We start from the raw sequence: 22066 nt of genomic DNA on the forward strand, positions 1-22066 counted from the left end.
TGCGGCCCATTCGCAGCGCAAGGCTGCTCCTACAAGGCAATGCGATCCCCCTGTAGGAGCAGCCTTGTGCTGCGAATGGGCTGCACAGCAGCCCCAGTGTTACTTCTCTTCCTGCGTCGTCGCCGGAGCAGGCGGCGGCCGCAGCCCCACTTCGGCGACCAGCTTCAATTGCTGCCCATTGCGCATCACCTCGATGGTGATCTTCTCGTTGGGCTTGATCCGCGCCACCTGGTTCATCGACTTGCGCCCGTCACCCGCCGGCTCGCCGTTGATGCTCATGATCACGTCACCCAGCTGCAGCCCGGCTTTTTGCGCCGGCCCTTCGCGGAAGATCCCCGCCACGACGATGCCTGGGCGATTCTGCATACCGAACGACTCAGCCAGTTCCTGGCTCAGCGGCTGCACTTCGATGCCCAACCAGCCACGGATCACCTGGCCGTGTTCGACGATCGACTTCATCACCTCCAGCGCCAGCTTCACCGGGATGGCGAAACCAATGCCCTGAGAGCCGCCGGACTTGGAGAAAATGGCCGTGTTGATGCCGATCAGGTTGCCGTTGGCATCGACCAGTGCACCGCCGGAGTTACCCGGGTTGATCGCCGCGTCGGTCTGGATGAAGTCTTCGTAGTTGTTCAGGCCCAGCTGGTTACGGCCGGTGGCACTGATGATGCCCATGGTCACGGTCTGGCCGACGCCAAAGGGGTTGCCGATGGCCAGCGAGACATCACCAATGTGGATGTTGTCGGAGCGGCCGATGGTAATGGCCGGCAGGCTCTTCAAGTCGATCTTCAGCACCGCCAGGTCGGTTTCCGGGTCGCTGCCGATCACCCGCGCCAAGGTCTCGCGGCCATCCTTGAGCGCTACCACGATCTGGTCGGCGCCACTGGTGACGTGGTTGTTGGTCAGCAGGTAGCCCTCGGGGCTCATGATTACCGCCGAGCCCAGGCTCGACTCCCAGCGCTTCTGCTTGGGCAGGTTGTCGCCAAAGAAGCGGCGGAACTGCGGGTCTTCGAACAGTGGATGGGCGCTCTTGTTGACCACCTTGGTGGTGTACAGGTTGACCACCGCCGGTGCGGCCAGGGTCACGGCGTCGGCATACGACACCGGGCCCTGCATGATCCGGGTGGTTTGCGGGGCCTGCTGCAGGTTGACGTCCTGGCTGGGCAGGCCGACCCATTGCGGGAAGCGCTGGATGATCAGCATGGCGATCAACACACCGGTGAGCAGGGGCCAGCCAAAGTAACGCAGAGCCTTGAACATGAACGAATCCTGGGAGTAGGGCGGGAGCCAGATAGCAGCGCCACGGGGCGCGAGCGCGCGCGATCATACACCTGAAACCGCTGATCGGCGAAGGCTTGTCTGGCCTGCACCCAGGCGGCTGACGCCGGTTTCCCCAAGGCCGGCGACGGCTCATAATGGCGGCCAGTATACGGGTGTTGAACCCGGCAAAAACGCAGATTTCGAGGAGATTTTCATGGCCGTCGCTCTGAACACCCTGGTCGAGGAAGCCGAGCGCTACCTGGGCAGTGCGAAGATCCAGGATTATTGCCCCAACGGGCTGCAGGTCGAGGGCCGTCCGCAGGTCAGCCGCATTGTCAGCGGTGTCACGGCCAGCCAAGCGTTGCTGGATGCCGCAGTCGAGGCCGAGGCCGACCTGGTGCTGGTGCACCATGGCTACTTCTGGAAGGGCGAGAACCCGTGCATCACGGGGATCAAGCAGCGCCGTTTGAAAACCCTGCTCAAGCACGACATCAGCCTGCTGGCGTTCCACCTGCCGCTGGATGTACACCCGGAGGTGGGCAACAACGTGCAGCTGGCGCGCCAGTTGGATATCACCGTCGAGGGGCCGCTGGACCCGGAAAACCCGAAAGTGGTTGGCTTGGTCGGGTCGCTGGCTGAGCCGATGACTGCACGGGATTTTGCCCGGCGGGTGCAAGAGGTGATGGGGCGTGAGCCGTTGCTGGTTGAAGGCGAGCAGATGATCCGCCGCGTGGGCTGGTGCACCGGGGGCGGGCAGGGGTATATCGATACCGCGATTGCCGCAGGGGTGGACCTGTTCATCAGTGGCGAGGCGTCGGAACAGACCTTCCACAGTGCTCGCGAAAACGGCGTCAGCTTCATCGCCGCCGGGCACCATGCCACCGAGCGCTATGGCGTGCAGGCCCTGGGCGACTACCTGGCCCGGCGCTTCGCCGTGGAACATCTGTTCATCGATTGCCCCAACCCGATCTAACCCTTCCGGATCTCCCACAACCCCTGTAGGAGCAGCCTTGCGCTGCGAAGAGGCCGGTACAGGTAAAGTGCCACCACTGGCCTCTTCGCAGCCCAAGGCTGCTCCTACAACGGCTGGTGGTGAGTAGCCAGAGCCCAAACCCCCAGTCATATCGTTAGATTGTTTCGATCTAGCCCGCCTCCTAAATAGAATCAGCCGCTGTGATAAAGTGGCTCGCTCGAACACGGCCCGCAGGCCGTCCATAAGATCGTTTTTCGTGAGTAGCCATGGTCGACAAACTGACGCACTTGAAACAGCTGGAGGCGGAGAGCATCCACATCATCCGCGAGGTGGCCGCCGAGTTCGACAACCCGGTGATGCTGTACTCGATCGGCAAGGATTCCGCCGTGATGCTGCACCTGGCGCGCAAGGCCTTCTTCCCGGGCAAGCTGCCGTTCCCGGTGATGCACGTCGACACCCAGTGGAAATTCCAGGAGATGTACAGCTTCCGCGACAAGATGGTCGAGGAAATGGGCCTGGAGCTGATCACCCACGTCAACCCTGAGGGTGTGGCGCAGGGCATCAACCCCTTCACCCATGGCAGCTCCAAGCACACCGATATCATGAAGACCCAGGGCCTCAAGCAGGCGCTGGACAAGCATGGTTTCGACGCCGCCTTCGGTGGTGCCCGCCGTGACGAAGAGAAGTCGCGCGCCAAGGAACGCGTCTACTCGTTCCGCGACAGCAAGCACCGTTGGGACCCGAAGAACCAGCGCCCCGAGCTGTGGAACGTGTACAACGGCAAGGTCAACAAGGGCGAGTCGATCCGCGTCTTCCCGCTGTCGAACTGGACCGAGCTGGACATCTGGCAGTACATCTACCTCGAAGGCATCCCGATCGTGCCGCTGTACTTCGCCGCCGAGCGTGAAGTCATCGAGAAGAACGGCACCCTGATCATGATCGACGACGAGCGCATCCTCGAGCACCTCTCCGAGGAAGAAAAGGCCCGCATCGTCAAGAAGAAGGTGCGTTTCCGTACCCTCGGTTGCTACCCGCTGACGGGTGCTGTCGAGTCCGAAGCCGAGACCCTGACGGACATCATTCAGGAAATGCTCCTGACCCGTACGTCCGAACGCCAGGGCCGTGTCATCGACCACGATGGCGCCGGCTCCATGGAAGACAAGAAACGCCAAGGCTACTTCTAATTTCAGGGTTACTCCATGTCGCACCAATCTGATCTGATCAGCGAGGACATCCTCGCCTACCTGGCCCAGCACGAGCGCAAGGAACTGCTGCGTTTCCTGACCTGCGGCAACGTCGACGACGGCAAGAGCACCCTGATCGGGCGCCTGCTGCACGACTCGAAGATGATCTACGAGGACCACCTCGAAGCCATCACCCGTGATTCGAAGAAGTCCGGCACCACCGGCGAAGAAGTCGACCTGGCGCTGCTGGTCGACGGCCTGCAGGCCGAGCGTGAGCAGGGCATCACCATTGATGTCGCCTACCGCTACTTCTCCACCGCCAAGCGCAAGTTCATCATTGCCGACACCCCGGGCCACGAGCAGTACACCCGTAACATGGCCACCGGTGCATCCACCTGTGACCTGGCGATCATCCTGGTCGATGCCCGCTACGGCGTGCAGACCCAGACCCGTCGTCACAGCTACATCGCCTCGTTGCTGGGCATCAAGCACATCGTCGTCGCCGTCAACAAGATGGACCTCAAAGGGTTCGACGAAGGCGTGTTCGAAGAAATCAAGGCCGACTACCTGAAGTTCGCCGATGCCATCAACCTGACGCCGAGCAGCCTGCACTTCGTGCCGATGTCGGCGCTCAAGGGCGACAACGTGGTCAACCGCAGCGAGCGTTCGCCGTGGTACACCGGCCCTGCGCTGATGGAAATCCTCGAGACCGTGGAAGTCGCGGCCGACCGCAACTTCACCGACCTGCGCTTCCCGGTGCAGTACGTCAACCGTCCGAACCTGAACTTCCGCGGCTTTGCCGGCACCCTCGCCAGTGGTGTGGTGCACAAGGGCGACGAAATCGTCGTGCTGCCGTCGGGCAAGAGCAGCCGGGTCAAGTCGATCGTCACCTACGAAGGTGAGCTGGAAAACGCCGGCCCAGGCCAGGCCGTGACCCTGACCATGGAAGACGAAATCGACATCTCCCGTGGCGACCTGCTGGTGCATGCCGACAACGTCCCGCCGGTGACCGACCAGTTCGACGCGATGCTGGTGTGGATGGCCGAAGAGCCCATGCTCCCCGGCAAGAAATACGACATCAAGCGTGCCACCAGCTATGTGCCGGGCTCGATCGCCAGCATCACCCACAAGGTCGATGTGAACACCCTCGAAAAGGATGCGGCCAGCGCGCTGCAGCTGAACGAGATCGGTCGCGTCAAGGTGTCCCTGGACAGCGCCATCGCGCTGGACGGCTATGACAGCAACCGCACCACCGGTGCATTCATCGTCATCGACCGCCTGACCAACGGCACCGTTGGCGCCGGCATGATCATCGCACAGCCAGTGCTGCCGCACGGCAGCACCGGCCAGCATGGCAAGCAGGCTCACGTGTCCACCGAAGAGCGCGCCCTGCGCTTCGGCCAGCAGCCGGCCACCGTGCTGTTCAGCGGCCTGTCCGGTGCTGGCAAGAGCACCTTGGCCTACGCCGTGGAGCGCAAGCTGTTCGACATGGGCCGTGCGGTGTACGTGCTCGATGGCCAGAACCTGCGCCACGACCTGAACAAGGGCCTGCCACAGGACCGCGCCGGCCGCACCGAGAACTGGCGCCGCGCCGCCCATGTGGCGCGCCAGTTCAACGAAGCCGGCATGCTGACCCTGGCCGCCTTCGTCGCCCCGGATGCCGAAGGCCGCGAACAGGCCAAGGCGCTGATCGGCAAGGAGCGTCTGGTGACCGTTTACGTCCAGGCCTCGCCAATCGCCTGCCGCGAGCGCGACCCGCAGGGCCTGTATGCTGCCGGTGGCGACAACATCCCGGGTGAAAGCTTCCCGTTCGATGTGCCGCTGGACGCTGACCTGGTGATCGATACCCAGAACACCAGTGTCGACGAAGGCGTGAAGCAGGTGCTGGATGTGCTGCGCCAGCGTGGCGCGATCTAAGCGCTGAGGCTGCATGAAAAACCCCGCTTCGGCGGGGTTTTTTGTTTGTGTCCGGACGTGCAAATCTCACAGGTCTGGAACGCACTATTTTTTAAGGAGTAACACCCCGTATGAGCGGGGTGTTGGATTTACTCTGCTTTAAATCCTGGCTTGCCGTTAGCTGCGCGCCACTCTTTTATGATGCGTACGATTTCCTCTGGCGTATCAAGGCCGTCTGCCTCAGGCCAGTATATTAAGTCCGAGCCATTCGGATGTTCGCTTAGCGATTTAAATCTCATGATGTGTGAATCTAAATCCTGTTCGCTTATATTGTTGGGTGGGTTTGTAATTGAGGTTATAAATTCAAGGAATTCCAGTTCTGTGAATTCAGATATGCTGTTTTTTGGAGTCATTCTGATGCCCCGTAATGTATGTTGTGATGCGCTGCCGGCGTGACAATCTTCAAGTTGTCAGCATCGTATACAGCTCCATGTTCGGAAATTGGAATCACGTGATGGAGTATAAAAGTAGCGTGCCCCTTGTAGTGATCTTTGTCACGTGCTTTGGGGGCGTGTCCTCTAGCCATGAGATTTCTATTTGCAGTGTTAAATTGACTAGACAGCTCGGGGTGTTCGGCTACAGCCTTCCAGAATGCGGCTCGGAAAGCATCGAAATCTCGAAATTCCCGTCCCCTCAGCACATCCGCAATCTGTGTTGGAATTTCTGCCCCGGTCTGCCTGGCTGCTTCATCGAGCCAGATACCAGTGATTGGCGAGCCTAACCCTGTAGCAATCCCTGGCTCATATCGCGGGCTCTTGAACACCACCAGAATAGGCGGCAAACCCGAATCCAGCGGAAAGGTGATTATCAGCCGTTCTTGATCCAGTAGCTCCAGAGCCGGATAACCGTCCTGCTCGGTGCTTACAGGATTAAGGCTGCTGCCGGTGTAAACGACAGTCCCAGGTGGTGCCGGCGGAAGACTGGTAGAGCTTCCCTGTTCATCCCCCGGTGCGCTGGCTGGGGTCCAGGTCAGAATTCGCTGAGGGTTCTCCAGTGCCAGGCTGTAAAGCTGGCGCTCGCTGTCGAAAGTCGCGGCGCGAACGGGTACTGGCTTAGCGCCAGGTACCACGTAGAGATCCAGCCCATGTTGGTCTTCGGCCCCTGCAAGAAGGTAAGGTAAATCGATACTGGTTGATGAGAGGGCAAGGGCGACTAGATCCGGACCGTTCGGAGGTGAAAGGTTAGCGAGGGGCGTGCTGATGAGGTAGTGACGTTCGCTGTTGGCCAACGTCGACGGCCAGGCCATAGCCAGGGAGCCCACCGCTAGGGCGGGAGTGGAAGCCGCAATAATCCTGGTCAAAGCTGCAGATATTGCAGCCCCTAACGCTGTATAGGCGGTCTCGGCGATTGCGAACGTTGCAGCACCGATGGGGATGATTGCAGGGACCGATGCCGCCAGTCGGCCTTCGTGGTTGTAACTTATACGTTTGAGCAACGTCTCGAGCTGCTGCCGTTCCGCCTCGGCAGCTAAACGCTCAGTTTCGGCTTGCTGGCGTGCCGCTTCTTCTGCGGCCAATCGCTCAGCTTCGGCTTGCTGCCTCACCACTTCCTCGGCAGCCAGGCGCTCAGCCTCAGCCTGTAGCCAAGCGGCTTCCTCAGCCGCCGCCTGTTGCGCTGCAAACTGAGCTTGTAAGTGTTCAACTTCGGCCGCGCGCTGGTTAAGATTCTGCGTAGCACTTGTGAAGGTATCGAGGAACCTGATCGATTCGCTCAATGCAAGGGCCTGGTGATATTCCTTCCAGCGCTGACCAGCTCGGCGCAATCTTTGCTCATCCACAAGATGCAACAGCCCTTCCAGTTGGGGTTTCGACAGAGGGCTGCTGATCCGCGGATTTTGATCTGGGTACTGCGGTATTTGCGATTGTTTGCTCTGCACCAGAGCAGAGGCGGTGGCCAAGTAAGCATTGAACGTTTGGGCGAATGTGTACGCGTCCCCAATGACGGTTTGCCCGAGCTCATGCTGAATAACATTAGGCAAACATTCGAAGTGAATTTGCCGCTCTACGTGAATCTGCGCTGTTCTACGCGCAATCACCTTCAGCAGGTCTAAAGGCTGCTGGGTCAGCTCCTCTTGATCTACCTGTCCTGCCAGCCCTTTGAGTTCATCCGCTAGCGACTGATGCTTCTGGGCTAGCAGGTGTAAACGATAGGCGCCGTCCCACGACCTCTGCAGTTTTGTGGCCCATTCCGCACCCAAGGCTTCACCCGTTGTTGATTCGATGAAGCCAGGGTCGAGAAACCGACTCATCATTGAATCGCCGCGCTTATAGAACGCGGGTACGCCAAAATAGCTATTTGCGTCGGGTAAAATCTGCAGGTAGTCCTCACGCATCTGGCTGATACGTGAGGTCAAAACCTGTTGTTCAACTATTGCTTTTAAAGATTGGTTGGGTGTGTTCTGCGCGTCGGATCTGATTTGAGCTTTTAATGCGGCAATCGTTTCTGGGAGCTGGTTTATCTCTTGAGTATATTTTTCTTCGTGGTCTTTCTCGATGACCTGATATTCCTCTGTCAACACTCTCCGTGTTGAAATGACCCGCGCAATATCATTTTTGGTTGGGCTGGTACCGCGAGGGTAGCCTTCACTCAGCCCCCAGCCCCCAGCCCCCTCCGCCTGGTCCGCCTCCACCGCCACCCATTAACCTGAGTTCAGCACCCGTGGGGGCAGCGGCGCTAATCCAAAGCCCTTCGGTGAGATAATACGTTTTGTCCTGTGCCATGTAGGTTCTCCTGATCACTACATGGCAAAGCTTTTCGTGTATTGAATGTGCAGTATGTCAGTTGCGGCCTATCCATCGGTAGGACCCTTCCTGCCGTTCGGAAAGGTCTGAATCAGATATGCTTCTCCGACACAGGAATCACGCGCCTCTCTTTCACTGCCTTGTACGAAAAACTCGAATAAATTTCTTTAACTCCTGGCAACCGCTGCAGTACTTCCCGGGTGAATTCCCCAAACGATTCAAGGTCCCGCGCCAGTATTTCCAGCAAGAAGTCATAGCGCCCGGAAATATTATGGCAGGCAACGATTTCGGGTATTTCCATCAACCGCTTCTCAAAGGCCAAGGCCATGTCTTTGGTATGCGAATCCATCATGATGCTGACAAAAGCGGTGACGCCAAACCCCAATGACTTAGGGGAAAGAATGGCCTGGTAGCCGGTGATATAACCGTTATCTTCCAGCAATTTGACCCGCCGCCAGCAAGGCGAGGTGGTCAGCGCTACCTGGTCGGCAAGCTCGGAGACGGTAAGGCGGGCGTTGTCCTGCAGGGCGGCGAGCAGGGCGCGGTCGGTGCGGTCGAGGCTCGAAGGCATGTTTTGCCCTCCTGATCGAATAATTGTTGTTTTTGTTCCAAAAAGTGCTCGATTGCGTGGGCTATTTTGGAAAAACTCAGGCAGCTCGGTGGCATAAGCTTATAACAAACCACCAGAGGCTGTTGCCATGCGCGACTCCCATAACAACACCGGTTTTTCCACACGGGCCATCCACCATGGTTATGACCCGCTTTCCCACGGGGGCGCACTCGTGCCGCCGGTGTATCAAACAGCGACCTATGCCTTCCCCACCGTCGAATACGGCGCTGCCTGCTTTGCAGGGGAGGAAGCGGGGCACTTCTACAGCCGTATTTCCAACCCGACGCTGGCCTTGCTGGAACGGCGCATGGCGTCGCTGGAAGGGGGTGAGGCCGGGCTGGCGTTGGCTTCGGGGATGGGGGCCATTACCTCGACGATCTGGACCCTGCTGCGGCCGGGTGATGAACTGATTGTCGGGCGCACGTTGTATGGCTGTACCTTTGCCTTCCTGCACCATGGCATTGGCGAGTTCGGGGTGAAAATCCGTCACGTCGACCTTAACGACATCAAGGCACTCAAGGCGACGATCACCAGCAAAACACGGATGATCTACTTCGAAACACCCGCCAACCCCAACATGCAACTGGTCGATATCGCGGCCGTGGCGGATGCCGCGCGTGGGCATGATTTGCATATCGTGGTCGACAACACCTACTGCACGCCTTATTTGCAGCGGCCCCTGGAAATGGGAGCCGAACTGGTGGTGCATTCGGCCACCAAGTACTTGAGCGGCCATGGTGATCTCACCGCAGGGCTGGTGGTGGGGCGCAAGGCGCTGATTGACCGGATACGCCTGGAAGGCCTCAAAGACATGACAGGCGCGGTGCTGTCGCCCCATGACGCTTCGCTGTTGATGCGCGGTATCAAGACCCTGGCCCTGCGCATGGACCGCCATTGCGCCAACGCCCAGCAGGTGGCGGAGTTTATCGCGCGCCAGCCGCAGGTCGAGTTTATCCACTATCCAGGGCTGCCCTCGTTTACCCAGTACCAACTCGCTCAACGGCAGATGCGCCTGCCGGGCGGCATGATCGCCTTTGAGCTCAAGGGCGGCATCGAAGCCGGGCGGCGCTTCATGAATGCCCTGCAGCTGTTCGCGCGGGCGGTGAGCCTGGGCGATGCCGAGTCGCTGGCGCAGCATCCGGCGAGCATGACCCATTCCAGCTATACGCCGAAGGAGCGGGCGCATCACGGGATATCAGAAGGTTTGGTTCGTTTATCGGTGGGGCTTGAGGATGTGGAGGATCTTATCGAGGATGTACGACAGGCGTTGACGGTTTGCAATTGATTCGGTTGTGCTGGTCCTGACGCTGGCTTGCCAGCGCCAGAGGCCAACGCCTGGCGATCAAACTTCGTCAGGGTCGTTCAAGTAGGCGGCGTTTCTTTCCAGAATATTCAGGCGCAGTTCCAGAGGTTGCTGGCCCTGCGTGGAAACATAGGTGAAAGGATTATCTTTGAACGTTTGCAGCATGAGTGGCGCACGTTCGCCAGCTGGGGTCAGGCGCACGGTGGCTTGGTCATCAAGGTCGCCGAATGCCAGAGGTGCGTTGTTGGTATCCAACAAGTCGAACGGTGTTGGGTAGACGCCATTGAACGGTGAGGTTAAAGCACACACACAGTTCTCGTCGTGAAGGTAAAGTGCGTGCTTGTAGCGCACGGAAGAACGAACAAACAGCCGATAACCCTCATCCACGCAGCGAAAGTACAGTTGCAAGGGGGCGACGTCGATTGTGTCAGGTGAATGTCCCCAATAATTCGACTTGATTTTTTTCTTGCCGGGTATTACCTCGGCTGGCAGATCTACATAATGCGGTGCAAATCGTGGTAGTGAGATGTTGGTTCTTCTGGCAGGGAGGTAGGTTGAAGGGGTCATGAATTCGGCTGGCTTGCCCAGCAGTTCGTCGAGAAAGTTCAAGCTACCGTCCACAGCCTCAACAGTGGCAATGAATGAGCGTTGTCGGTGAGTCAGCATAAGAGTTCTCCTGGGTTGGATAGACTTATGCAGGTTCAGGTAATACGTGGCCGAGAGGCACTCGGAAATGTGTGCTGAGTAAGTTGCGTGAACCTGTTGCAGGCTCGGTGCCGATTGCTAGGCAATGCTGCCCCTCAGAAAAACAAAAGGCCTCTTTCGAGGCCTTTTTCAATGCATCAGCTCAACGCTTGAGCCCGTAGCTCTCATCGAGCATACCCGGCGAGTTCGGCGTTTTTGGCGCGTAGTCGCGTGGCACTTCGGCGGTGTCCTTCGGCGGGGTCAGACGGTCGCGTGGGCCTTGGGCCGCTTCGGAGTGCAGGGCGGCCAGCAGGCGCTGGCGGGTGACGTCGTCGAGGGCCAGGGTGTTGGCGCCATCGGCGAGGTGATCCTGGACATCCTGGTAGCTCTGGGTGAGTTTCTTGACCAGTACGGCGGTGCTGTTGAAGTGGGTGACCACTTCGTTCTGGTAGCTGTCGAAACGCTGCTGGATGTCATCCAGTTGACGTTGCGTGCTGCTCGGCGCGGCATTGGGCAGCAGGCGGGCTACGACGAAACCAACCACCACGCCGATGACCAGGGCCAGGGTCGGCAACAACCAAACAAGGAGCGAGAGTTCCACGAGTCCTTCCTCTATAAACGGCTTTGCTTTACGTTAACGGCTCAGACCTGCGCTGTATACCGCGAGCGATCGCAAATCAGAACAGAATTCCTCACCTAGACGAATCGACCCTTCCCGAGGTCACGGAGTAGTGCCTTGCTTGTCCGCGAAACCCCCTTGTTCATCGATGGCCCTTGTGGCCAGTTGGAAGCCTTGTACCTGGACGTGGCCGATGCCCGCGGCGTGGTGCTGATCTGCCACCCCAACCCGGTCCAGGGCGGCACCATGCTCAACAAGGTAGTTTCGACGTTGCAACGCACCGCGCGTGACGCCGGTTACGTGACCCTGCGCTTCAACTACCGGGGTGTCGGCCAAAGCGCCGGCAGCCATGATATGGGCGCGGGCGAGGTAGCCGATGCCGAGGCAGCGGCTGCCTGGTTGCGCGCAAAGCACCCTGAGCTGCCGGTGGTGCTGATGGGCTTCTCGTTCGGTGGTTTCGTCGCGACCAGCCTGGCAGGGCGCCTGGAAAGCGCTGGCGTTGAGTTGCAACACCTGTTCATGATCGCCCCGGCGGTGATGCGCCTGACAGACGAATTCCCGTTGCCGCAGCGCTGCCCGATCACCCTGGTGCAGCCCGACAGCGACGAGGTCGTCGATCCGCAGTTGGTCTACGAATGGTCTGACACCCTGTCGCGCCCCCATGAGCTGCTGAAAGTGGCAGAATGCGGACACTTCTTCCATGGCAAGCTGACCGATCTGAAGGATCTGCTGCTGCCGCGCCTTTCGAATTGAGCCAAGCCTGAATAAGCGAACACCCATGACCACGCGCATCCTTACCGGTATCACCACCACCGGCACCCCGCACCTGGGCAACTACGCCGGCGCCATTCGCCCGGCGATCCGCGCCAGCCAGCAACCCGGTGCCGATTCGTTCTACTTCCTGGCCGACTACCACGCCCTGATCAAGTGCGACGACCCGCTGCGCATCCAGCGCTCGCGCCTGGAAATCGCTGCCACCTGGCTGGCCGGTGGCCTCGATCCGGACAAGGTGACCTTCTACCGCCAGTCCGACATCCCGGAAATCCCCGAGCTGACCTGGTTGCTGACCTGCGTTGCTGCAAAGGGCCTGCTTAACCGTGCCCATGCCTACAAGGCCTCGGTGGACAAGAACGTCGAGAACGGTGAAGACCCGGACGCCGGCGTGACCATGGGGCTGTTCAGCTACCCGGTGCTGATGGCCGCCGACATCCTGATGTTCAACGCCCACAAGGTGCCGGTCGGCCGTGACCAGATCCAGCACGTGGAAATGGCCCGTGACATTGGCCAGCGCTTCAACCACCTGTTCGGCCAGGGCAAGGACTTCTTCGCCCTGCCGGAGGCGGTGATCGAAGAGAGCGTGGCGACGTTGCCGGGCCTGGACGGGCGCAAGATGTCCAAGAGTTACGACAACACCATCCCGCTGTTCACCAGCGCCAAGGACATGAAAGACGCCATTTCGCGCATCGTGACCGACTCGCGCGCGCCGGGCGAAGCGAAAGACCCGGACAATTCGCACTTGTTCACCCTGTATCAGGCCTTCTCGACGCCGGAGCAATGCGCCGGGTTCCGCGAAGAGCTGCTGCAGGGCCTGGGCTGGGGCGACGCCAAGCAGCGTCTGTTCCAGCTGCTGGATGGGCAACTGGCCGAGAAGCGCGACCACTACCATCAACTGATCTCGCGTCCATCGGACCTGGAAGACATCCTGTTGGCCGGCGCCGCCAAGGCCCGCAAGATCGCCACGCCGTTCCTCGAGCAGCTGCGCGAAGCCGTTGGCCTGCGTTCGTTCCGCAGCAGCGTGCAGGCCAACACCGAAGTGAAGAAAAAGGCCGCCAAGAGCGCGCGTTTCGTCAGCTTCCGTGACGAGGATGGCAGTTTCCGCTTCCGCCTGCTGGCCGCCGACGGCGAGCAACTACTGCTGTCGCGCAGCTTCGCCGACGGCAAAAGCGCCGGCGCCGTAAGCAAGCAACTGCAGCAAGGTGGCGAAGCCGATGTGCGTGCTGAAGGGCTGAGCTTCAGCCTGTGGCTGAATGGCGAGCAGGTGGCTGAAGGGCCGCAGTTCGACACGGCCGAAGCCCGTGATGCGGCTGTTCAAAGCCTGCACGAGGCCCTGGTGCCACAGCAGGACTGAGACAGTTTGACGCAAGTCTGATTGCCATTAAGCGGGCCTGTCGCTACAGTGACGGCCCGTTTTTTGTTGCCTCGCTAACGAAATCATGACGCCCCTAGAACGATACCAAGCAGATCTGAAACGTCCCGACTTCTTCCATGATGCGGCGCAGGAGACTGCGGTGCGTCACTTGCAGCGCCTGTACGACGACCTGGTACACGCGCAGAACAACAAGCCGGGCGTGTTCGGCAAGCTGTTCGGCAAGAAAGAGCAGACGCCGGTCAAGGGCCTGTACTTCTGGGGTGGGGTAGGGCGTGGCAAGACCTACCTGGTCGACACCTTCTACGAGGCGCTGCCGTTCAAGCAGAAGATGCGGACGCACTTCCACCGCTTCATGAAGCGCGTGCACGAGGAAATGAAAACCCTCAAGGGCGAGAAAAACCCGCTGACCCTCATCGCCAAGCGTTTCAGCGATGAAGCCAAAGTCATCTGCTTCGACGAGTTCTTCGTCTCCGACATTACCGATGCGATGATCCTCGGCACCTTGATGGAGGAGCTGTTCAAGAACGGCGTGTCCTTGGTGGCGACGTCCAACATCGTGCCGGACGGCCTGTACAAGGACGGCCTGCAGCGTGCGCGCTTCCTGCCTGCCATTGCCATGATCAAGCAGTACACCGACGTGGTGAACGTCGACAGTGGCGTCGACTATCGCTTGCGTCACCTGGAGCAGGCCGAACTGTTCCACTTCCCGCTCGATGACGCCGCACACCAGAGCATGCGTGCCAGCTTCAAGGCGCTGACCCCTGAGTGCACCCAGGCTGTCGAGAACGACGTGCTGATGATCGAGAACCGCCCGATCAACGCCCTGCGCACCTGCGATGACGTCGCCTGGTTCGACTTCCGCGCCCTGTGCGACGGGCCGCGTAGCCAGAACGACTACATCGAGCTGGGCAAGATCTTCCATGCCGTGTTGCTGAGCAATGTCGAGCAGATGGGCGTTGCCACCGATGATATCGCCCGCCGGTTCATCAACATGGTCGACGAATTCTACGACCGCAACGTCAAGCTGATCATTTCGGCTGAGGTGGAGTTGAAGGACCTGTACACCGGTGGCCGTCTGAGCTTTGAATTCCAGCGGACCTTGAGCCGGTTGCTGGAGATGCAGTCGCACGAGTTCCTGTCGCGCGCGCACAAGCCGTAAGGCATGGGGGCTGCTGCGCAGCCCTTTCGCGACACAAGGCCGCTCCTACAAGAGATCGCGTTCTTTTGTAGGAGCGGCCTTGTGTCGCGATGGGGCGCGTAGCGGCCCCCTAGGCCTCAAGCCTCTTGCATGAACTGCTGCCGATACTGGTTCGGCGACAACTCCGTGTGCTGGCGGAACAACCGGGCAAAGAAGCTGGCGTCGTCGTAGCCCACTTCGTAGCTGATGGTCTTGATGCTCTTGCGCGTGCTCGACAACAAGCCCTTGGCGGTCTCGATCCTTAGCCGTTGCAGGTAATGCAGCGGCTTGTCGCCCGTTGCGCCCTGGAAGCGGCGCATGAAGTTGCGAATGCTCATGCCGTGGTTGCGGGCCACGTCCTCGAAGCGGAACTTGTCGGCGAAGTGCTCTTCCAGCCAATGCTGGATCTGCAGAATGATCAGGTCCTGGTGCAGTTTCTGCCCACCAAAACCCATGCGCCCCGGGGTGTAGTTGCGCTGCACTTCGTAAAGGATGTCGCGGGCCACGGCGCGGGCCACGTTGGCACCGCAGAAGCGCTCGATCAGGTAGATATACAGGTCACAGGCCGACGTCGCGCCGCCCGCGCAATAGATATTGTCGGCATCGGTCAGGTGCTTGTCCTGGTTCAGGCGGATTTTCGGAAAACGCTCGGCAAAATTGGCGAAGAAACGCCAGTAGGTCGTCGCCTCCTTGCCGTCGAGCAGGCCGGACTCGGCCAGCCAGAACACGCCAGAGGCTTCAGCGCACAGCACGGCGCCACGGGCATGTTGCTCACGCAGCCACGGCAACACTTGTGGATAACGCTGCATGAGGTTGTCGAAGTCGTCCCAGAACGCTGGGAGGATGATGATATCGGCATCGTTCAGGCCGCCGTCTACCGGCAGCTGGACATTACTGAAGCTGTCCACGGGCTGGCCGTCTGGGCTCACTAGGCCAATTTCGAACATGGGCTGCAGGCCCAGGCCCAATTGCTTGCTGTACCGCAGGCTGGCGAGGTGGAAGAAATCCTTGGCTTGCATCAAGGTCGAAGCGAACACCTTGTCAATGGCCAGGATGCTGACGCGCCGCAGCGACGCGGAGGGTTGGGTAAACATCATTGTCATTGTTCTTATAGGGTAGAGTGGTCAATCACCGGCTGGATCGTCTTATTTTTTGGCGATTGTGTCTACCCCGCAGAATTGCACGGTCCCTTTCGCGAGTTCACCCGCGAAAGGGACAGCGCTGCACTGGGTTCAGGGCGCCGGGTTGGGCTGGTCCTGATGGATCGCCTCGATCGCCGCCAGCAGCTCATCGCTCAGCTTCAGGTCCAGGCTCGCCAGGTTGCTCTTGAGCTGTTCGACGCTAGTCGCACCGATAATGTTGCTGGTCACGAACGGCTGGCGTGTGACGAACGCCAAGGCCATCTGCGCCGGGTCCAGCCCATGTGCCTGGGCCAGTTGCACATAGCGGCTGCAGGCCGCCACGGTCTGCGGGTTGGAGTAGCGGGCGAAGCGGCTGAACAGCGTCAGGCGGCCTTTTTCTGGCCGGGCGCCGTTCTCGTATTTGCCCGACAGCATGCCAAAGGCCAGCGGCGAATAAGCCAGCAGCCCGCATTGCTCACGGATGGCGATTTCCGCCAGGCCCACCTCGAAACTGCGGTTGAGCAGGTTGTACGGGTTCTGGATCGACACCGCGCGCGGCCAGCCGCGGGCTTCTGCCAGTTGCAGGAACTTCATGGTGCCCCACGGCGTTTCGTTGGACAGGCCAATGTGGCGGATCTTGCCCGCGCGCACCTGCTCGTCGAGCACTTCGAGGGTTTCTTCCAGTGGGGTGAAGTGGTCCTGTGGCAGGTGCTGATAGCCCAGCTTGCCGAAGAAGTTGGTGCTGCGCTCCGGCCAGTGCAGCTGGTACAGGTCGATGCGGTCGGTTTGCAGGCGTTTCAGGCTTTCGTCCAGCGCCGCGACGATGTGCTGGCGGTTGTGCTTGAGCTGGCCATCACGGATGTGGCTGATGCCGTTGCCGGGGCCTGCGACCTTGCTGGCCAGGATCCAGTCGTCGCGATCACCCTGCTCGCGGAACCAGTTGCCGATGATGCGCTCGGTGGCGGCATAGGTCTCTGGGCGCGGTGGCACCGGGTACATTTCGGCGGTGTCGATGAAGTTGACCCCGGCGGCCTTGGCCATCGCAATCTGCTTGAAGGCCTCGTCCTGAACGTTCTGTTCGCCCCAGGTCATGGTGCCCAGGCACAGGGCGCTGACGTTGAGATCGGTACGGCCGAGCTGGCGGTATTCCATCGGGAAAACTCTCCTTGGTAAAGAAGCCCATAAAAGCAGGTTGAAATTTTTCGCGCAATCTGGATAATTCGGCACCTCTCCGTGTGGCGGAAGTGATGCACCACCACGCAGGAAGAACCCCGTCGAACATTGGCGTGCCCGACCCGAGCCCCCAAAAGCGTCTGTGTTCGGCTGCGCGCTTGCCCTTGGCAAGCTGTGCACTATCCAGTAAGATTCGCCGTCTATTTTTCGCTGGGCGGCCTCTGAGGCTTTAGAGAATGAAAACTTTTACTGCTAAACCGGAAACAGTAAAGCGCGAGTGGTTCGTAGTCGACGCCGCTGGCCAGACCCTGGGTCGTCTGGCTACCGAAATCGCTAGCCGTCTGCGTGGCAAACACAAACCAGAATACACCCCTCACGTTGACACCGGCGACTACATCGTCGTCATCAACGCCGAGCAAATCCGTGTAACTGGCGCCAAGTCTTCCGACAAAATGTACTACTCCCACTCCGGCTTCCCAGGCGGTATCAAGGAAATCAACTTCGAGAAGTTGATCGCCAAGGCCCCTGAGCGTGTTATCGAAACCGCGGTCAAAGGCATGCTGCCGAAGAACCCGCTGGGTCGCGACATGTACCGTAAGCTGAAAGTGTACGCGGGTGCTGCTCACCCACACACTGCTCAGCAGCCTCAAGAACTGAAGATCTAACGGGATAGTTCATTATGTCGGCGACTCAAAATTACGGCACTGGCCGTCGCAAGACCGCAACCGCTCGCGTTTTCCTGCGTCCGGGTACTGGTAACATTTCCATCAACAACCGTTCTCTGGACGTGTTCTTCGGCCGCGAAACCGCTCGCATGGTTGTTCGCCAGCCGCTGGAACTGACCGAGACCGTTGAGAAGTTCGACATCTACGTCACCGTTGCTGGTGGTGGTGTCAGCGGTCAAGCCGGTGCGATCCGTCACGGTATCACCCGCGCTCTGATGGAATACGACGAAACCCTGCGTGGCGCTCTGCGTCGTGCTGGCTACGTCACCCGCGACGCTCGTGAAGTTGAGCGTAAGAAAGTGGGTCTGCGTAAAGCGCGTAAGCGTCCTCAGTACTCCAAGCGTTAATTTCGCTTCGGCAGTCGAAAAAGCCCGGTTCCTTTGGAACCGGGCTTTTTTTATGTCTTGAACTAACCTGTCAGCATGTCCGTGACGGCTTACCGCATAGACGCAGATCAAGCAAAGCGAGGGTTGTAGCCCGTAACCGGGTAATCACCTTGTCAGTGTGTGGATTTGTTTCTTACCATGGCGGCCAATTTTTAGTGCCACAGACATTACCTAAGTACAGGCCTGATCCAACAGGCCAAGCAAGCTGATGGGAGAGGACTGAATGAGCAATGACGGCGTCAACGCAGGCCGGCGCCGCTTCCTCGTAGCCGCGACCTCTGTGGTCGGGGCGGCGGGGGCAGTGGGGGCTGCGGTACCGTTCGTGGGGTCATGGTTTCCCAGTGCCAAGGCGAAAGCCGCGGGTGCACCGGTGAAGGTGAATATCGCCAAGGTCGAGGCCGGGCAGCAGATGGTGGCCGAGTGGCGTGGCCAGCCTGTGTTCATCGTACGGCGAACGGAGGAGATCCTCGGGAACCTCAAGAAGATTACCGCAGACCTGTCCGACCCCGAGTCGAAGGCCTCGGTGCAACCCACCTACGTTGACCCGCAGGTGCGCTCGATCAAGCCGGAAATACTCATTCTTGTAGGCCTGTGCACCCACCTGGGCTGCTCGCCGACGTTCCGTCCTGAAGTGGCGCCCGCCGACCTGGGGCCAAAGTGGGTAGGGGGCTATTTCTGCCCGTGCCACGGTTCCCACTACGACCTGGCTGGCCGTGTCTACAAGTCGCAGCCGGCGCCTCTCAACCTGCCAGTGCCGCCGCACTCGTATGAGTCGGACGACATCATTGTCATCGGCGTCGATCAGGAGAACGCATGATGAGCAAGTTCATGGACTGGATTGATGCGCGCTTCCCCGCCACCAAGATGTGGGAAGACCACCTGAGCAAGTATTACGCGCCCAAGAACTTCAACTTCCTGTATTTCTTCGGCTCCCTGGCGTTGCTGGTGCTGGTCAACCAGATCGTCACCGGTGTGTGGCTGACCATGAGCTTCACGCCCTCGGCGGAAGAGGCCTTCGCCTCGGTCGAGTACATCATGCGTGACGTGGAATACGGCTGGATCCTGCGCTACCTGCACTCCACCGGCGCGTCGGCGTTCTTCATCGTGGTCTACCTGCACATGTTCCGCGGGCTGCTCTACGGCTCCTACCAGAAGCCACGTGAGCTGGTCTGGCTGTTCGGCATGCTGATCTACCTGGCGCTGATGGCAGAAGCCTTCATGGGCTACCTGCTGCCTTGGGGGCAGATGTCGTACTGGGGTGCCCAGGTGATCATCTCGCTGTTCGGTGCGATTCCGGTGATCGGCGACGACCTCACCCAGTGGATTCGTGGTGACTACCTGATTTCCGGTATTACCCTGAACCGCTTCTTCGCCCTGCATGTGGTAGCCCTACCGATCGTGATCCTGGGCCTGGTGGTGCTGCACATCCTGGCCTTGCATGAAGTGGGTTCGAACAACCCCGATGGCGTCGACATCAAGAAGAAAAAGGACGAAAACGGTATCCCGCTGGACGGCATTCCGTTCCACCCGTACTACACCGTCAAGGACATTGTCGGCGTGGTCGTGTTCCTCTTCGTGTTCTGCGCCGTGGTGTTCTTCTTCCCGGAAATGGGCGGTTACTTCCTGGAGAAACCGAACTTCGAGCAGGCGAACGCCTTCAAAACGCCTGAGCACATTGCGCCGGTGTGGTACTTCACGCCGTTCTACGCGATCTTGCGTGCGGTGCCTGACAAACTCATGGGTGTGATCGCCATGGGTGCCGCCATCGCCGTGCTGTTCGTGTTGCCTTGGCTCGACCGCAGCCCGGTGCGCTCCATGCGTTACAAAGGCTGGATCAGCAAGCTCTTCCTGCTGGTGTTCTGCGTGGCCTTCGTCATCCTCGGCATATTGGGCGTGCTGGCACCGACACCAGGGCGCACCTTGCTGTCGCAGGTGTGCACGGTGTTGTACTTCGCCTACTTCCTGCTGATGCCGTTCTACACAAGGCTCGAGAAGACCAAACCGGTTCCGGAAAGGGTGACTGGCTGATGAAAAAGTTGATTGCAGTATTTTTGCTGGCAGTGATGCCTGCCTTTTCCTTCGCTGCGGAACACGGCCTGGAGCTGGACAAGGTCGACATCGACCTGACCGACAAAGCTGCCATGCAGGATGGTGCGCGTACCTTTGCCAACTATTGCATGGGTTGCCACAGCGCCAAGTTCCAGCGCTACGAGCGGGTCGCCGATGACCTGGGTATCCCCCACGAGCTGATGCTTGAAAAGCTAGTGTTCACCGGTGCCAAGATTGGTGACCACATGAACATCGGCATGAAGCCAAGCGATGCCAAGACCTGGTTCGGCGCCGCGCCACCCGACCTGACCCTGGTCGCCCGGGTGCGGGGTACCGATTGGCTGTACACCTACCTGCGCAGCTTCTATGAGGACAAGTCGCGTCCTTATGGGGTGAACAACAAGGTGTTCCCTAACGTCGGCATGCCCAACGTGCTGGTCGGCCTGCAGGGTAACCAGGTGGTTGGCTGCAAGCAGGTGCAGAGTGTGGTCGATGGCAAGAAGCAGTTTGACCCGCTGACGGGCAGCCCATTGACCCATGAAGCGTGCGACCAGCTGACCATCACGCCGAATTCCGGTACCCTGACGACCGAGCAGTTCGACGAGAAGGTCAAGAACCTGGTGACCTTCCTGGCCTATTCGGCCAACCCGGTCAAACTGGAAAGCCAGCGCATTGGTACCTATGTGTTGCTGTACCTGGCTTTCTTCTTCGTATTCGCCTATTTGCTCAAGCGTGAATACTGGAAGGACGTGCACTGATCACGCAGTAATTTCTGGTAGTTGAACGCGCCCGGGGGGCCCTAGCAGATTTGCCAGGGTACCCCGGGCGCGTTTTCATTTAGAGTTTTACGAGCATCTCGTGCGAGGAGGCGCTACATGGGCGCAACCAACAGGTTAGCCTGCTATTCCGATCCCGCTGATCACTATTCTCATCGGGTACGCCTCGTTCTTGCCGAAAAAGGCATCAGCGTGCAGATCGTCGACGTCGATCCTGGCCGTTTGCCGCCCAAGCTGGTTGAGGTGAACCCCTATGGGAGCGTGCCGACCTTGGTCGACCGCGACCTGGCGTTGTATGAGTCGACCGTGGTGATGGAATACCTCGAAGAGCGTTACCCGCATCCACCCTTGATGCCGGTGTACCCTGTGGCGCGCGGCAACAGCCGCCTGCTCATGCACCGCATCCAGCGTGACTGGTGTGCCCTGGCGGACACCGTGCTCGACGCGCGCAGCACTGACGCTGCCCGGGCCGAGGCGCGCAAGGCGCTGCGTGAGAGCTTGACCGGTGTCTCGCCGCTGTTCGGTGAGTTCGCCTGCTTCATGAGTGATGAGCAAAGCCTGGTCGATTGTTGTCTATTGCCCATACTCTGGCGTTTGCCGGTCATGGGTATCGAATTGCCGCGGCAAGCCAAGCCGCTGCTGGATTACATGGAGCGACAGTTCGCCCGCGAGCCTTTCATGGCGAGCCTGTCCTCTGTAGAACGTGAAATGCGCAAGCTTTAAGGAGCTGTTGATGAACTCCAGTCGCCCCTATCTGGTTCGAGCACTGTACGAGTGGATCGTCGACAACGATTGCACGCCCCATATGCTGGTCAATGCCGAATTCCCGGCAGTCCAGGTGCCGCAAGGTTTTGCCAGTGATGGTCAGATTGTCCTGAATATCTCGCCGAGCGCCGTGCGCAGCCTGCACATGGATAACGATGCGGTGAGCTTCGAGGGCCGCTTCGGCGGCGTCGCCCACACGTTGTTCGTGCCGATTGGTGCGATCCTCGGTATCTACGCCCGTGAGAACGGGCAGGGCATGGTCTTCGAGCTGGAGCCGTCGTTGGAAGACGATGAGCTGGAAGACGACGACGTCGAGCCGGATGATGACGGCCCACCTGAAGGGGGTGGCCAGCCGCCGCGTCCGACGGGCCGGCCGAGCCTCAAAGTGGTCAAGTAACAAAAAAAGGCGATCCAA

22 protein-coding genes are annotated in these 22066 nt (G+C 59.6%); 14 read left to right on the forward strand and 8 right to left on the reverse strand.

Features of this window, described 5'->3' with window-relative positions; genetic code table 11:
• Positions 1–99 precede the first annotated feature (99 nt).
• Positions 100–1260 carry a Do family serine endopeptidase AlgW gene (algW, locus tag OO306_RS10170; protein WP_027595323.1) on the reverse strand — a complete coding sequence of 387 codons (1161 nt, stop codon included), beginning with the start codon at positions 1258–1260 and terminating at the stop codon, positions 100–102.
• A gap of 214 nt (positions 1261–1474) precedes the next feature.
• Here algW and OO306_RS10175 point away from each other — a divergent pair, with 214 nt between their 5' ends.
• The 3 genes from OO306_RS10175 (at position 1475) to cysN (ending at position 5334) form a co-directional block, all read left to right on the forward strand.
• Positions 1475–2233 carry a Nif3-like dinuclear metal center hexameric protein gene (locus OO306_RS10175; protein ID WP_027595324.1) on the forward strand — a complete coding sequence of 253 codons (759 nt, stop codon included), beginning with the start codon at positions 1475–1477 and terminating at the stop codon, positions 2231–2233.
• 266 nt (positions 2234–2499) lie between these two features.
• Complete coding sequence (cysD, locus tag OO306_RS10180) at positions 2500–3417, forward strand: sulfate adenylyltransferase subunit CysD (protein WP_003251799.1); 918 nt, start codon at positions 2500–2502, stop codon at positions 3415–3417.
• Between the two features lie 15 nt (positions 3418–3432).
• On the forward strand, positions 3433–5334 hold the full coding sequence (cysN, locus tag OO306_RS10185) for a sulfate adenylyltransferase subunit CysN (RefSeq protein WP_027595325.1): 1902 nt from the start codon (positions 3433–3435) through the stop codon (positions 5332–5334).
• Positions 5335–5462: 128 nt separating this feature from the next.
• Here cysN and OO306_RS10190 read toward each other — a convergent pair whose 3' ends face one another.
• The 3 genes from OO306_RS10190 to OO306_RS10200 form a co-directional block, all read right to left on the reverse strand.
• On the reverse strand, positions 5463–5726 hold the full coding sequence (locus OO306_RS10190; protein ID WP_265968557.1) for a bacteriocin immunity protein: 264 nt from the start codon (positions 5724–5726) through the stop codon (positions 5463–5465).
• On the reverse strand, positions 5723–7888 hold the full coding sequence (locus OO306_RS10195) for an S-type pyocin domain-containing protein (protein ID WP_265968558.1): 2166 nt from the start codon (positions 7886–7888) through the stop codon (positions 5723–5725). The genes OO306_RS10190 and OO306_RS10195 overlap by 4 nt, the downstream gene beginning before the upstream one ends.
• 317 nt (positions 7889–8205) lie before the next feature.
• Complete coding sequence (locus tag OO306_RS10200) at positions 8206–8685, reverse strand: Lrp/AsnC family transcriptional regulator (RefSeq protein ID WP_027595326.1); 480 nt, start codon at positions 8683–8685, stop codon at positions 8206–8208.
• Positions 8686–8812: 127 nt separating this feature from the next.
• Here OO306_RS10200 and OO306_RS10205 point away from each other — a divergent pair, with 127 nt between their 5' ends.
• A complete protein-coding gene (locus tag OO306_RS10205) occupies positions 8813–10009 on the forward strand; it encodes a methionine gamma-lyase (protein WP_265968559.1) in 1197 nt (398 codons plus the stop codon).
• A gap of 57 nt (positions 10010–10066) precedes the next feature.
• Here OO306_RS10205 and OO306_RS10210 read toward each other — a convergent pair whose 3' ends face one another.
• Together OO306_RS10210 and OO306_RS10215 are read right to left on the reverse strand one after the other, a co-directional pair.
• Positions 10067–10693, reverse strand: coding sequence for a hypothetical protein (locus OO306_RS10210; RefSeq protein ID WP_265968560.1), 627 nt, complete (start codon positions 10691–10693; stop codon positions 10067–10069).
• A gap of 181 nt (positions 10694–10874) precedes the next feature.
• Positions 10875–11312 carry a YhcB family protein gene (locus tag OO306_RS10215; RefSeq protein WP_027593992.1) on the reverse strand — a complete coding sequence of 146 codons (438 nt, stop codon included), beginning with the start codon at positions 11310–11312 and terminating at the stop codon, positions 10875–10877.
• A 135-nt stretch (positions 11313–11447) separates the two neighbouring features.
• Between OO306_RS10215 and OO306_RS10220 the strand changes: the two genes are divergently transcribed.
• The 3 genes from OO306_RS10220 (at position 11448) to zapE (ending at position 14638) form a co-directional block, all read left to right on the forward strand.
• Complete coding sequence (locus OO306_RS10220) at positions 11448–12083, forward strand: alpha/beta hydrolase (RefSeq protein ID WP_027593993.1); 636 nt, start codon at positions 11448–11450, stop codon at positions 12081–12083.
• Positions 12084–12108: 25 nt separating this feature from the next.
• Positions 12109–13458 carry a tryptophan--tRNA ligase gene (locus tag OO306_RS10225; protein WP_238209530.1) on the forward strand — a complete coding sequence of 450 codons (1350 nt, stop codon included), beginning with the start codon at positions 12109–12111 and terminating at the stop codon, positions 13456–13458.
• Between the two features lie 85 nt (positions 13459–13543).
• A complete protein-coding gene (gene zapE, locus OO306_RS10230; RefSeq protein ID WP_186677762.1) occupies positions 13544–14638 on the forward strand; it encodes a cell division protein ZapE in 1095 nt (364 codons plus the stop codon).
• Positions 14639–14754: 116 nt separating this feature from the next.
• Here zapE and OO306_RS10235 read toward each other — a convergent pair whose 3' ends face one another.
• Both OO306_RS10235 and OO306_RS10240 read right to left on the reverse strand, forming a co-directional pair.
• Positions 14755–15675, reverse strand: a complete 921-nt coding sequence (locus OO306_RS10235; RefSeq protein ID WP_172960431.1) for a GlxA family transcriptional regulator — start codon at positions 15673–15675, stop codon at positions 14755–14757.
• A gap of 213 nt (positions 15676–15888) precedes the next feature.
• Complete coding sequence (locus OO306_RS10240; RefSeq protein WP_265968561.1) at positions 15889–16929, reverse strand: NADP(H)-dependent aldo-keto reductase; 1041 nt, start codon at positions 16927–16929, stop codon at positions 15889–15891.
• A 257-nt stretch (positions 16930–17186) separates the two neighbouring features.
• Here OO306_RS10240 and rplM point away from each other — a divergent pair, with 257 nt between their 5' ends.
• The 7 genes from rplM (at position 17187) to OO306_RS10275 (ending at position 22048) form a co-directional block, all read left to right on the forward strand.
• Complete coding sequence (gene rplM, locus OO306_RS10245; RefSeq protein WP_008097538.1) at positions 17187–17615, forward strand: 50S ribosomal protein L13; 429 nt, start codon at positions 17187–17189, stop codon at positions 17613–17615.
• A 14-nt stretch (positions 17616–17629) separates the two neighbouring features.
• Positions 17630–18022 (forward strand): 30S ribosomal protein S9, encoded by a 393-nt coding sequence (gene rpsI / locus OO306_RS10250; RefSeq protein WP_009404633.1) that lies wholly within the window; start codon positions 17630–17632, stop codon positions 18020–18022.
• Between the two features lie 262 nt (positions 18023–18284).
• On the forward strand, positions 18285–18878 hold the full coding sequence (gene petA, locus OO306_RS10255; RefSeq protein ID WP_027593998.1) for a ubiquinol-cytochrome c reductase iron-sulfur subunit: 594 nt from the start codon (positions 18285–18287) through the stop codon (positions 18876–18878).
• A complete protein-coding gene (locus OO306_RS10260; RefSeq protein ID WP_027593999.1) occupies positions 18878–20089 on the forward strand; it encodes a cytochrome bc complex cytochrome b subunit in 1212 nt (403 codons plus the stop codon). Before petA ends, OO306_RS10260 begins: the two co-directional genes overlap by 1 nt.
• Complete coding sequence (locus tag OO306_RS10265) at positions 20089–20868, forward strand: cytochrome c1 (protein WP_027594000.1); 780 nt, start codon at positions 20089–20091, stop codon at positions 20866–20868. Before OO306_RS10260 ends, OO306_RS10265 begins: the two co-directional genes overlap by 1 nt.
• 117 nt (positions 20869–20985) lie before the next feature.
• Positions 20986–21609 (forward strand): glutathione S-transferase N-terminal domain-containing protein, encoded by a 624-nt coding sequence (locus OO306_RS10270; RefSeq protein ID WP_099430373.1) that lies wholly within the window; start codon positions 20986–20988, stop codon positions 21607–21609.
• Between the two features lie 10 nt (positions 21610–21619).
• Positions 21620–22048, forward strand: a complete 429-nt coding sequence (locus OO306_RS10275) for a ClpXP protease specificity-enhancing factor (RefSeq protein WP_265968564.1) — start codon at positions 21620–21622, stop codon at positions 22046–22048.
• The last annotated feature ends 18 nt before the right edge of the window (positions 22049–22066 follow it).

Source organism: Pseudomonas sp. DCB_AW (assembly GCF_026240895.1).
GTDB lineage: Bacteria > Pseudomonadota > Gammaproteobacteria > Pseudomonadales > Pseudomonadaceae > Aquipseudomonas > Aquipseudomonas kermanshahensis.